General features: G+C 42.6%; 11 protein-coding genes. 4 read left to right on the top strand and 7 right to left on the bottom strand.

What is annotated here, in order from left to right; translation table 11 throughout:
* The first annotated feature begins 107 nt into the window (after window positions 1–107).
* From ACM0OW_RS11130 to ACM0OW_RS11115, 4 genes are all read left to right on the top strand, one after another.
* Window positions 108–1,820, top strand: coding sequence for a diflavin flavoprotein (locus ACM0OW_RS11130; protein WP_414550124.1), 1,713 nt, complete (start codon window positions 108–110; stop codon window positions 1,818–1,820).
* Between the two features lie 469 nt (window positions 1,821–2,289).
* Complete coding sequence (locus ACM0OW_RS11125; RefSeq protein ID WP_414550123.1) at window positions 2,290–2,469, top strand: hypothetical protein; 180 nt, start codon at window positions 2,290–2,292, stop codon at window positions 2,467–2,469.
* A 302-nt stretch (window positions 2,470–2,771) separates the two neighbouring features.
* Window positions 2,772–3,026 carry a hypothetical protein gene (locus ACM0OW_RS11120; protein WP_414550122.1) on the top strand — a complete coding sequence of 85 codons (255 nt, stop codon included), beginning with the start codon at window positions 2,772–2,774 and terminating at the stop codon, window positions 3,024–3,026.
* A gap of 3 nt (window positions 3,027–3,029) precedes the next feature.
* Window positions 3,030–4,262 (top strand): murein transglycosylase A, encoded by a 1,233-nt coding sequence (locus ACM0OW_RS11115; protein ID WP_414550121.1) that lies wholly within the window; start codon window positions 3,030–3,032, stop codon window positions 4,260–4,262.
* A gap of 357 nt (window positions 4,263–4,619) precedes the next feature.
* On the opposite strand, the gene ACM0OW_RS11110 is transcribed toward ACM0OW_RS11115, so the two are convergent.
* The 7 genes from ACM0OW_RS11110 to ACM0OW_RS11080 all read right to left on the bottom strand — a co-directional run bounded on the left by ACM0OW_RS11110 (window position 4,620) and on the right by ACM0OW_RS11080 (window position 12,094).
* Window positions 4,620–5,483 (bottom strand): DUF5895 domain-containing protein, encoded by an 864-nt coding sequence (locus tag ACM0OW_RS11110; protein ID WP_414550120.1) that lies wholly within the window; start codon window positions 5,481–5,483, stop codon window positions 4,620–4,622.
* Window positions 5,484–5,645: 162 nt separating this feature from the next.
* Window positions 5,646–6,332: a PHP domain-containing protein gene (locus tag ACM0OW_RS11105; RefSeq protein ID WP_414550119.1), complete on the bottom strand. Its 687-nt coding sequence runs from the start codon at window positions 6,330–6,332 to the stop codon at window positions 5,646–5,648.
* A 353-nt stretch (window positions 6,333–6,685) separates the two neighbouring features.
* On the bottom strand, window positions 6,686–7,714 hold the full coding sequence (gene purM, locus ACM0OW_RS11100; protein ID WP_414550118.1) for a phosphoribosylformylglycinamidine cyclo-ligase: 1,029 nt from the start codon (window positions 7,712–7,714) through the stop codon (window positions 6,686–6,688).
* Between the two features lie 69 nt (window positions 7,715–7,783).
* Complete coding sequence (locus ACM0OW_RS11095) at window positions 7,784–7,990, bottom strand: hypothetical protein (RefSeq protein ID WP_414550117.1); 207 nt, start codon at window positions 7,988–7,990, stop codon at window positions 7,784–7,786.
* Window positions 7,991–8,145: 155 nt separating this feature from the next.
* Window positions 8,146–8,748, bottom strand: a complete 603-nt coding sequence (locus ACM0OW_RS11090) for a superoxide dismutase (protein WP_414550116.1) — start codon at window positions 8,746–8,748, stop codon at window positions 8,146–8,148.
* 399 nt (window positions 8,749–9,147) lie between these two features.
* Window positions 9,148–10,752 carry a bifunctional pantoate--beta-alanine ligase/(d)CMP kinase gene (locus tag ACM0OW_RS11085; RefSeq protein ID WP_414550115.1) on the bottom strand — a complete coding sequence of 535 codons (1,605 nt, stop codon included), beginning with the start codon at window positions 10,750–10,752 and terminating at the stop codon, window positions 9,148–9,150.
* Window positions 10,753–10,987: 235 nt separating this feature from the next.
* A complete protein-coding gene (locus tag ACM0OW_RS11080) occupies window positions 10,988–12,094 on the bottom strand; it encodes a septal ring lytic transglycosylase RlpA family protein (RefSeq protein WP_414550114.1) in 1,107 nt (368 codons plus the stop codon).
* Window positions 12,095–12,891 lie beyond the last annotated feature (797 nt).

The raw sequence follows: 12,891 nt of genomic DNA, 5'->3' as shown, positions 1-12,891 counted from the left end.
TAAAAATTTCCATGAACTTCCTGAATCGCTTTCTTAAATCTGCTAAAAACTGGGACACATATACCCGGTTTTTCCCTGTTTTTTCCAAATTTCTTCACCAAAAATCTATGAGCAATTCCAAACCCCGTGACGTACAAGTTCTCCCCATCGCTACAAACACCAAATTTATTAGAGCGCGTAGTTGGTCACGCCTGCGGTTTGAAATTGAATACGCCAGAGAAAGAGGTACTACCTCTAATTGTTATTTAATTGAAGGCGATAAATCCGCAATTATTGACCCACCTGCTGAAACCTTCACAGAAATTTATGTCCAGGCATTACAGCAAACCATCAACTTGAAACAGTTGGATTATGTGATCCTGGGTCATTTTAGCCCCAATCGTGTACCCACACTCAAGGCAATTTTAGAACTAGCACCGCAGGTAACATTTGTTTGTTCTCTTCCCTGTGAGGCTAATTTGCGTCATGCTTTTCCAGATAACGCCCTAAAAATTTTAGTGATGCGGGGGAAAGAAACTCTGGATTTAGGTCAGAGTCATGTTTTAAAATTCTTGCCTATTCCTAGTCCTCGTTGGCCAGAAGGACTTTGTACTTACGACGAAAAAACCCAAATTCTCTACACAGATAAGCTTTTTGGCGCTCATATCTGTGGCGATGAAGTGTTTGATGACAACTGGGAAGCATTGAAAGAAGACCAACGCTACTACTACAACTGTCTGATGGCTCCCCAATCTCAGCACGTAGAATCAGCTTTGGAGAAAATCTCAGATTTCCAGGTAAGAATGTATGCTGCGGGTCATGGGCCATTGGTACGTACTGGCTTAATGGAACTGACTAAGGCTTACGCAGAATGGAGCGATGCTCAAAAGGATCGGGAGATATCCGTTGCTCTGCTTTATGCTTCAGCCTACGGAAATACAGCTATTCTAGCCCAGGCGATGGCTTTGGGATTAACTAAAGGTGGAGCCGCAGTGCATTCGATTAACTGCGAATTTGCCACTCCTGATGAAATCAACGCTGCTATTCAAAAGTGTGATGGCTTTTTGATTGGTTCTCCCACTATTGGGGGTCATGCTCCAACTCCCATTCATACGGCTTTGGGAATCGTGTTAACTGTGGGTGATAGCAACAAACTCGCAGGGGTTTTTGGTTCTTACGGCTGGAGTGGCGAAGCCTTTGATTTAATTGAAGGTAAACTTCGGGATGCTGGTTATCGGTTTGGATTTGATACTCTGAGGGTCAAGTTTAAGCCTGATGATGTAACACTCAAGTTCTGTGAAGAAGTTGGTACAGATTTTGCTCAAACTTTGAGAAAGGCGAAAAAAGTCCGCTTACCACAGCAATCTGCTACGCCGATGGAACAAGCTGTAGGTCGGATAGTGGGTTCAGTTTGTGTAGTCTCAGCTAAACAGGGTGATGTGTCTACGGGGATGCTAGGCACTTGGGTGTCTCAGGCTACCTTTAATCCTCCTGGTCTGACTGTGGCGATCGCTAAAGATAGAGCCATAGAATCTCTCATGTATCCAGGTAGTAAATTTGCTTTGAATATCCTAGAGGAAGGTAATCATCTAGAGTATACAAAGCATTTCCGTAAAAGTTTTGCTCCCGGAGAAGACAGATTTACCAGTTTTAGCACCACAGTTGCAGATAATGGCTGTACAATTCTCACTGATGCCCTAGCTTATGTAGAATGTTCAGTCAATGAACTGATGGAATGTGGTGATCACTGGGTAGTTTATGCCACTGTTGAAAACGGTAAATTAATCAAACCTGATGCTGTTACTGCCATGAACCATCGTAAAACAGGCACTCATTATTAGCAGACTGAAAAACCTTTCATTTGGTAGGGTGCGTTATGGACTTTAGTCCTAACGCACCGAAATTTAGGATGGTGCGTTGCGCTACGCGACAACACACCCTACAACTACAACAAGAGATTTGGGGTAATTCAATCATTTGTGTGTACACCGTAGCCTTCAGGAAGAGGACTTTCAGGCTTCTGCTATAGCTTCAAATTTGGCGGGAGCTTGCTTTTGCATTTATTATAGATTCGAGCAATTGAATTAACCTGGCAAAAAAAATCTGTGTAGACTCTAGGAGGAACTTTTAGTGTCATAGCCAGTCTAGCCAACCTGACAGAAATATTTAACTAAGATTCCGCAATTGCCACCAAGACAACTGAATATGTATCATGTCATCTTAAACTAGGGAATCAGTATCTGGCAGTTCTCACACAACCTGCCCACTACTCTGCCGCAGCGCTTTTATTTATACTATTTTGTTCCTTTTATGTCCGCACAACACAACAAGATTAAATTTCCTTTTTGGCAGTATCTGAACCAACCCTTATTTAGTGCCGATTCCAAATTAGAATTAAATCCTCGTCGTTTTGCCCATAGCTGGCGAATTGGACTGCTCGAACGGTGTTTGAATAAGGAATGTGATGCTAAGGGGCCTCAACAGTATTAATTCGCGTTGCGGGTAATCCAGTCAAAAAACCACAAACTTAGAGACATGAAGTCAAAATATATGTTTCTAGGTTGAATTTGTGTGCGCTAGCATTTGAACCGCAAATAGTTTGGTGAATTTTTAGGGAACTGGTAAAACTGAAGGCCGTCTAGATGTGAAAGTAAAGGCCAAAAGCGAGGAGTGATGCGTGATTAATTGAAAATTATGCCAAAAAGCAACTCTTGCTCCCGTATGCTTACCCTTTTCATTGTGGCGTTCGGTGGTTAACAATGAGTTGGATATGTTTTAAATGATTCAATTTTATGCCTAGAACACCAAATGAATTTGCAGTACACCTTTTATTGGAAGGCGGTCACAGGGAAGAAGTGCGTTTTGCCACCTTTCAAGATTTTCAAAAGTGGTATAGCGGTTCGCTGATGCCTAAGTTTGATTCTAATGAATTAATTAACGTACCAATCAAGAATATTCAGCAGGAATACTTAGTAGTACGCCCAAGTCGGATTGTCGCAATCCGGGTAGAACCAGTTTTTAGCTCTAGCGTTGAAAGATTCAACTAAATCATGAGAAAAAGCCTTGCTTTGGTTTCCCTGAGTTTGGGAATTGTCTTTATAAATACTCTCTGGTCAGCTGTCGCTCAGGTTCCTAGACCTTCATCAGTAATCACCCAAGCTCAAATACAGCCGCCAGTCCCCCTTAAACCCCTCAATCTGGGCAATAATTGTACTCCCAGACACGCTTGCTTGGGTTGGGATGAGCAACTTTGGAATCAAATCGGTAACTCTGGCGGTGGCGATCGCCAGGCTTTGTTGACTGCTATTGACCATAGTTTAAGTTATTTGTCAAGAAATAGCGTCATCGAAGCCTATAAAAAGTATCCAGTTCGGGGAATTACTCATGATCGGGTGCGTCGTAGTTTAATCCGTTTCCGTCAATTAGTGGTAAATTCAAAATCTCCAGCCGAATTGCAAGCGGCTGTCCGGCGAGAGTTCACCTTTTATCAGTCTGTGGGCAATGATGGTAAGGGGACTGTGAAGTTTACTGCTTATTTTGAGCCTATTTATACTGCTAGCCGTGTCAAGACGGAAGAATATAAATATCCCTTGTATAGAAGACCACCCGATTTTGATCAATGGGCAAAACCTCACCCCAAACGTGTTGATTTGGAAGGTCAAGACGGTTTACTAGGGGAGAGAAGCCAGTTACGTGGTTTAGAAATGCTATGGTTCCGCGATCGCTTCGACGCATACATGGTACATATCCAAGGTTCTGCCCAAATTGAGTTAACTGATGGTACGAAAACCTCTGTGGGCTTTGCGGGTGGCACAGATTACCCCTGGACTAGTATCGGCGGCCAACTGTCTAAGGATGGCAAGTTAGCGGCAAATCAATTAAATATGCCGGGGATCATGAATTTTTTCCAGAGTTATCCCCAGGAAATGACTAATTATCTCCCCAGATGGGAAAGATTTGTCTTCTTCCAAGAAAATGCCGGTAGACCAGCTACTGGTAGTATTAATGTCCCAGTTACAGCAGAGCGTTCCATTGCTACAGATAAGTCTCTCATGCCTCCGGGCGCACTAGCACTGGTTCATACTTCACTTCCTTACGCCACCAGCAATGGCCAGTTGGAATATCGGACTGTGAGCCGCTTTGTACTCGATCAGGATACAGGTAGCGCCATCAGAGGGCCGGGTAGGGTCGATTATTTCATGGGTTCTGGTAAAGTCGCAGGCGATCGCGCTGGCGTTACAGGTGGTAACGGTTTACTGTATTATTTACTACTGAAGAAATAAGGAATGATCAATCCAGTAGGGTGCGTTATGGACGCTAGTCCATACCGCACTTCCGGCAGCTATGAGGTACATACCAAAAGCTGAAAGCTATGATAGGAGAGGGACAAGGAGAAAACTGTATTGCATAATAGCCGGAAGCGCTGTAACGCACTGAGAATTGAAGATGGTGCGTTGCGCTACGCGACAACACACCCTACTACTAAAAAGATAGGGAATGATTCAGAGGCACAGGGCAGGAAGAGAAGAGGAACGGTTGTGAAGTAACCGGAAGTTTCAAGTAATGTCTAACTCCCCCCTGCTTCTTCTCCCTGCCCCCCTGCTTCCTCTTCCTGCCCCCTTGCTTCTTCTCCCTACGCCCTAGTAAGGGGGATAATCGTCTTCATCGGCGTAAATATAAGAACTAGAAACACCAACTGCTGCCAATTTAGGTGCTTCGACCTTGATAGCTTCCTTACCAAATTCTTTGTGTTCTTCAAAAGTCTTGCAGATCATTGCCGATTCAACAGAATCTGAAGCAATGAGGTATTCAGTTAATGTCCCGACAGTGGGATGCTTGTAGTCCACTGTGGAAGCTACCATGACAGTATTTGGTTCAATGCCTCGTTCTTCGCACTCAATAATCGGGCAGAAAATGCCATGTGCATGAAATAACGAGCCTTTTGGTGAAATAGGTTGCTGGCGATATAGCGCATAAGCTCTTTCTAGTTCAGCGACGAATCCACTGATCACTCTTCCTTGTTGAAACTCACAGTAAGTTTTACTGAAACTTGCTCCGGCTGCGCCGTTAAGAGTTAATTGTAATGGAGAGTCGTGCAGAAACTTTTTATTTTCTCCTACTAAGTAAATTAGGTAGCGAGTAAAGGTTTTAAATTTAAGTTTATCTGCTAAAAAAGCATCGTAATTTTCTTTAAGAGTACCAAGTTTGTTACCAGTTTCCCTGTCTTTAACAGATAAAGGCCCCCGGCGAACTATGACTAATTTTGGCGTATTACTAATAAAAACTGTTTCCACTCCAGAGCTAAATTCATGCTCTACCTGTTGCCAATTGTCATCCGGCTTAAAACCTACAGCATTGGCATTATCCAATTTAATCGCCAAACCGTGGGGCTGCATACCCTCTGTGCCATAGCGAGGATTAATCATCTGACACCAGGGGATGATTTGAGAAGGAGGGGCGTTAAATTTATCGTCCTCAAAGTCGAAATTAGCAGATGCTTCCATTGTTTTAGACTGTCAAAAGTGCTTTGCTAAACAAGTTTATCAGGATGGGGAATAAGTATGGCGTTGCTGGTGGGCAGTGCTTGTTTAGACCATATTCCATTTTAATCCTTCGTAGCGTTTTGGCTACTAATACCCAAACTGTTAATCAAAGTTTATTTATCTTTACAACCTTTGTAGCAGACTTAAACCGTGAGTATCAGTACCACAGGTATTAAAGAGTTGATATTCATCGGCTAACTGTTGTACCTGTTGTGTTTCCAAAACACTTGGTGTCCAAGGTTTGGGGTTTTTGTAAGCGTAGAAAGTTTCTACACCGTCAATTCCCCGTTCCACCGCCGCCGGAATTAAGTCAAAGTGCGATCGCTTATAACGAGCTGGATGAGCTAAAACTGCTAATCCCCCGGCTTTCTGGATGGCAGCAATGACGTTATGTGCTTGATATTCTTTACCTGTAGTCGGTTTTCTTTGCAAATAGGGTTTGAGGCTATGATGGAATGGCTCAAAGGCGTAAGCCAAAATATGAACTTCAACATCTAAAAGGTTGGCATTAATTTCTACCCCACTCCATAAGTAAGGAGTGTTGTCATTGGAATTTCTCCATTTCCAGTTTTCTAACCAACTTTGTGCTGCTTGATACCCTCCAAGACTATGATGGTCTGTAATCGCTAATCCTTGTAATCCGATGGCGATCGCTTGTTCCATCAATGTACTTGGTTGCAATTTGCCATCTGAGTGGACAGTATGCAGATGAAAATTGAATACAGTAGGACAGCTTTGGGCATCAACACTCTGGAAGACTTGCCTTAAAATGTCTACGTTCGTAGATGTCCGAGCCAAATTTACAACCATAATTTTTTATAAATGAAAATACTTGATTCTCCATACACCGACACCTCACACTTAGAGGTGACAATAACTCCAGCACTTAAAAGTGTCAGTAGTTATGCGCTCTGCCTTATTAGCCAAATTTTTCAATATGTTAAGACTACCTTAGCAAATCTCAATGCTGATGGTCATGAGTATTTCCAATTGCTTATATAAAGCTAGTAAAAAATTTTCTTGGACATCTTGGACTACGGAATTGCTCAAACGCGATGAATCATTAAATTTATTAGACGCGATGAATCGCGTCTCTACAAGGATATACGTATGTAAAATCCTGGATCTAATTGTAGGTGGATTGCACGAGAACAGAACTTATGCTAAAAGGGCAAACCTGTTAATTCTCCTGAACCTGTAATTACTTCACCAATTGCCAAAGCGGAAATATTCTGTGATTTAAAAAAGGTGATTGTCTGTTCTACTTGATGGGGTGGTACTAACAGCACAAAACCAACTCCCATATTGAAAGTATTGTACATAGCTTCGGCATTAACTGAGCTGACTTCAGCTAGCCACTGGAATATCGGCGGAATAGTCCAACTCTTGGGGTGAATTTGAATGCTTTGATTTTCACCTAAACATCTGGGTAAATTTTCTGGTAAGCCACCACCTGTAATATGAGCCATACCATGAATTTCTAAGTCAGCTTGACGCGCTGCGAGAACAGGCTTGACATAAATTTTTGTCGGTTTGAGAAAAGCTTCTGCGATGCTTTCACCACCTAATAATTGTGGGCGTTCATCCCAAGACAATGATTTGGATTCCACAATTTTTCGGACTAAACTCAAGCCATTGCTGTGTACACCAGTGCTAGGAAGTGCGATCGCTACATCTCCAATTTGCACCTGAGAACTATCCAACATCTGGCTTTTTTCCACAATTCCTACACAGAACCCAGCCAAATCATACTCACCCATTTGGTAGAAACCCGGCATTTCTGCGGTTTCTCCTCCCAATAAAGCGCAACCCGCCAACCTACACCCAGAGGCTATCCCCGCTACTACCTGAGTTAGTTGTTCTGGTTCTAACTTACTGGTAGCTACATAATCTAAAAAAAACAGTGGTTCTGCACCTGATGTCAACACATCATTCACACACATCGCCACTAAATCAATGCCCACAGTATCATGTCGGTTGAGAACCTGAGCAATTTTCAGCTTTGTTCCCACACCATCCGTCCCAGAAACCAACACTGGTTCTTTAAAACCCCCTGGTAGTTGGAAGCAACCACCAAAACCACCTAGTCCACCAATTACTCCCGGTCTAAAAGTACTGTGAACTAAATTGCGAATTTGGTCTACAAAGGCTCTACCTGCCTCAACATCAACCCCAGCATCCCGATAATCCATAGTCGTCAGTCATGAGTCATGAGTCATTAGTCATTAGTCCATAGTTCATAGTCCATAGTCAAGGAGCCACTAAAAGACTTCCTCTTCCAGACCACGCCACCATTCGCCCAAATGCATCAAATCTTCGTGAATGTCTGCCAACTCATTGGCGTAAGTGTCTTCAGAAATACTAGCTTGGCGTTCTTGTAACTTTTTGAGCCGCAGCTGCACCAATAGCCAAGGTTTGGCAATGCTGTTTGTTGATTCTAGGTATTTTGCTAGTTCTGTACTATCCATATTTTTGATCTAGAGCTTTGCTTTTTAGGATACATGAGTAAGCAAAAACAGCCACGATCTAGTCGTGACTGCTTGCAGTGTTTGTCAATTAACTTTTACCGCTTGAAATATCTGGAATCAGCCAGCATGGAAATCATGGATAGACTGACAGATGATTATGCTTTAGCAAAATTTTCAGCAGCAAAGTCCCAATTTACCAACTGCTCTAAGAAGTTCTTGATGAAAGCAGGACGAGCATTTCTATGATCGATGTAGTAGGCGTGTTCCCAGACATCCAATGTTAAGAGTGCTTTTTTGCCATGAGCTAAGGGGTTTTCTGCATTTGGTGTCTTCATCACCTTCAGAGTCCCACAATCATCAATTAACCAAGCCCAACCACTACCGAACTGAGTTGCAGCCGCGTTAGAAAATTCTTCTTTGAATTTGTCGAAGCTCCCAAAATCTTGATTGATCTTGGCTGCTAAGTCACCGGTGGGCGCGCCACCACCTGCGGGCTTTAAGCAATTCCAGAAAAAGCTGTGATTCCAAACTTGAGCGCCATTATTAAAGATTCCCATTTTCGAGGAGTCTTTAAAGGCAGTTTGGATTACTTCTTCTAGAGACTTGTCAGCCAGTTCTGTACCGTCAGTTAGCTTATTTAAGTTGGTAACATAAGCTGCATGATGTTTGCCATAGTGATACTCAAAGGTTTCACCCTTCATGCCATAAGCTTCTAGAGCATTAAAATCGTAAGGTAAGGGGGGCTGTGTAAATGCCATTTTATGAAATCCTCTCTTTAGTGTTTTCCCGTTTCAAGCTGTTGTAGCAACTTAGGAAACGACAGGTCTTATGCGTATGCGTCGTATATCCAAGTATTAAAGGATATAAAACTTAACACCGTTATTCTACTACCAAAGGGAGGATTCCGACAAAATACTGTTGTATTTCAGCCAAATTTCTGTAACGGTGAGTTGGAACTGCTCACCATTATATCTAAAGTGCTGAGTGCTATTAGCGGGGAGTTGAGCAGGGTGCTGAGTATAGAGCAAGTAGGGGCGGGTTTATGAAAATTATTATTGGTAATTGAGCATATCTGTAAACCCGCCCCTACATCAATGACCTCAAGCTATCAATACTTTTCTCACTCTTATGAAAACCGCTATATTAAATTACAGTAACTACACCTGAGATAAGCGTTGTTGGTAGTAATTAACGATTTGGGCTGTGACTTCAGAGACGTTAAGACCATCAGACTGGATTTCAACTGCATCTGCTGCTTTTTGTAAAGGGGAAACTTTACGAGTGCTGTCTTTCCAGTCACGTTCGGCGATATCCTGTTTAAGCTGCTCTAAGTTCACGTCGGATTGACCCTGTTCTTTGAAGTCTTGCTGACGACGATGGGCGCGTTCACTGACTGAAGCAGTTAAGAATATTTTAACTTCAGCATCGGGAAAGACATGAGTCCCAATGTCTCGACCTTCCGCGACTAAACCACCTTTTTTACCCCAGCTTTGCTGTTGTTTAACGAGTGCTTGACGCACAGCGCTTTGTGCAGCTATTGCTGATACTTGGGATGTCACCTCAATTGTCCGAATTGCCTGAGTCACATCAGTACCATTAATCCAAACCCTGACAGGAGATTGTAGATCATGGCTGGGGGTAAGTTCAATGTTACACTGACTGACCAATTCCCCAATAGCACATTCATCATTAATGGCAATACCCTGTTGTAGCACCAGCCAAGTCACAGCGCGGTACATGGCTCCTGTATCTAGATACACTAGACCGAGGTTTGTTGCTACTTGACGAGCCACTGTGGACTTACCAGCCCCTGCTGGTCCATCAATAGCGATGATGGGTTGACGATCGCTCAAGATAATATTATCAATCAAACGTGTCGAACCAAGACGAGCTGCGATCGCCAGCATTCCTTCTTCCTCAACTGTTTCTAAAGACATTAACGTAGTCGGTTCCACCAATTCAATATATTCCACGATTAGATTACTAACCTTTGCCAGTTCTCGCTGTACCACTGCTATCAGCTCGCTACTGTCACGAACACCAGCCTTGAATGCAGCTGACCCTTGGCGTAAACCTCGATATAAAACTGCTGCTTGCTCTTTTTCTTGTGCAGTCAAATATTCGTTACGAGAACTTAAAGCCAGACCCGAAGCTTCCCGCACCGTAGGACAAGCAACAATTTCTACTGGCAAATTCAAATCAGCCACCAGCCGTCTAATAATAGCTAGTTGTTGACCATCTTTTTGTCCAAAGTAGGCTCGGTCGGGTTGTACCAAATTTAAAAGCTTGGTAACAATCGTTGCTACACCCTGAAAGTGACCTGTCCGAGAACGTCCACACAAACCTAACATCATAGCAGATGGAGGCGTTACTTGTGTAACTTGAGATTCTTGAAGACTTTTCTGAGGAACACCCATTTCTTCCGGAGTGGGTGCAAAAATCGCATCTACTCGTGCTTGTATACAGAATTGTTGGTCTAACTCTAAAGTCCGGGGATAACGTTCATAATCCTCATGAGGACCAAATTGCAAGGGATTGACAAAAATACTGACAATCACCGTAGAATTTTCTTGCCTAGCTCTGTTAATCAAGCTCAAATGACCTTGATGTAATCCTCCCATCGTTGGCACCAATCCAACAGCCGTTTGGTACCAGCTAGTTATCTCATCTAGTCCCAAATCTTCTGGAACCGTCAGCTGATTTTTTGAACAGCGTTTAGTTAAATAGCAGCGTAAAGCTGCAACTGTTGTCAGCAGGCGCACAAAATTCCCCTAGTTCTTTCTAAGCCTCTCACCCGTTAGTTTATATCTGAAATAGGGGGAAAGGGTATTGAACTAGGGGAATTGGGGAGAAGAGGCAGGGGAGAAGAGGAACGGGGGCAGGGGAGAAGAGGAACGGTTGTTAAGTAACCGGAGTTTAAAGTAATTTCTAACTCCCCCTTGCTCCCTGCTCCCCGCTCCCCTGCTTCTTTACTCCCCTTTGTCCTAGCCTGAAGAATTATCTACCCAGAACTTCAATTTTCACTGGTGCAAGACCACTGCTGATCATACCTATTGCTCTAGCTGCACCAGTAGATATATCGATGACTCGACCCCGAATGAATGGGCCACGGTCATTGATTCGCACCACTACAGAACGACCATTGCGGGTGTTTGTGACCCGGACTCGCGTACCAAAGGGTAAGCTACGATGGGCAGCAGTCATGGCTTCGGGATTAAATCTCTCACCAGTTGCAGTCGGTCTGCCAGCGAAACCGCGACCGTAAAAGGAAGCTATGCCACGGAAACTGAGTCTTCTATTGCCGGCGATTTGCTGTCCCTGTGGTGGTAGAGAAATTCTGGTGGGTTCTGGTAAACCAGCAATTTCATTGATGGGAGATGCATCGCCAATCAGTCTCCGCAAGCGATTGGTTGCTTGTAATGCGTCTTGGGCAAGATTATCGGTAGTACCTGCTAGGATGGTTTTGGCATTGATTTCTACCAATTCTTGGTCATTAATTTTGATCGTATACCGTTCCTTGGGCTGTTGTTGGACAGAGGCACTTTTGTTCTGGGCTTGATTGGCTGTAGATTTGCCCTCACCCTTCCAACTAACGGTAATTTTTTCCGCGTCCTCACTGTTTCGGACTATCTGGTTAATACTAGCGGCGATTAAACCAGCTCTCTTCACCGGGTCATCATGAAGCGATTTCTTTTGGTTTCTTGCATTCGTAAAACTTCCGATATTGGTTAACTCGGCTGAGTTACCCGCAATTAGGGCATACGACTGTTGTCCCTCATTATCTCCAATTACACCAACTTTTGTCTCAACACTCGCAACTGGCTGCGAACTCAAGAAGGTGAGAACTGGAATGTTTTTGATAAACAGGGTTGCCGCCTTACGATCCCCGATGTTGTGAGAATGAATGTTTGTAATCAAAACATCCGAGGTAGTTTTCCCTGCTGAGGTTTGAAACTCTCCTACTTTAACGGCATGACTAACCGATGATTTTTGAGAAGCTGGAGTAGCTTCTTTTGCCATAGTAGTTTGAGTGTGACCGGCTAAGGGCATACCCACAGCAGTCAGAAACAGGGCGACAATAGTCCACAAATATCTTTGATTCATGCGTCCGATTTTTAAAGCGACTATAGAACAAGAGTGTCTAAGTTCGTAGGATTTTCGCCACTCAAAGTGACGTATTCTTAATAACTCGAACTTGTTCTGCTCTCACTTTTTGTTTATTAACTGCAACACATTAACATGAACCTTTGAGCTTGGGGATCAGGGTTTTAGCGTAGATATACATCAATTAATTCAATTTCAATTTCAATTTTTAGGGCAGAACCGTTCTTGACTGAGGATTTTGACTATGTAACGTTTTTTTCAATTAATAAAATTTTTAATACGAAAATTTAATATTTTGACAATTTTTAATTAGCTGTAAGACTTCTGAGCTTTAAATGTAGTTTACGGTACATATAATTTTATTAAATGATGTAGATAACAATTCAATATATTTAACGCGGAATTTTCTCTAATTATTTCATCAAATTTAGTTGATGAATCTTTGATGTCTTACTATAAATGTTCTGTATCAGGACTTACAGAAATTATGGATTTTCAATTAGCTAGCAGCTATCCTCTTGCTTGAAGTTAATTTATTATAACTTATTTACGTAAATATATTGAAATGTAAAGTTTCTTAAGTATTAGAATTAGCTTTTTTACTAACTATATATACGGTAGAGACTTAGCTTATTAGGTAGCTAAAAATTTTTCGCCAACAAATTAAAATCAATGATGAGACAATCTAAAAAGCTACGCTGGCAGGAGTACATGAAAAACTGTGTAGCAAAAAATACGGGCATTTTCGCTTGCCATATTGACTCAAATATGATTTTTAAGAGTAACCTATCAGCTTT

It is taken from the genome of Anabaena sp. CCY 0017 (assembly GCF_963920885.1).
GTDB lineage: Bacteria > Cyanobacteriota > Cyanobacteriia > Cyanobacteriales > Nostocaceae > Nodularia.
The sequence above is the reverse complement of the archived record's forward strand: the minus strand, read 5'-3'. Positions and strand labels throughout refer to the sequence as shown.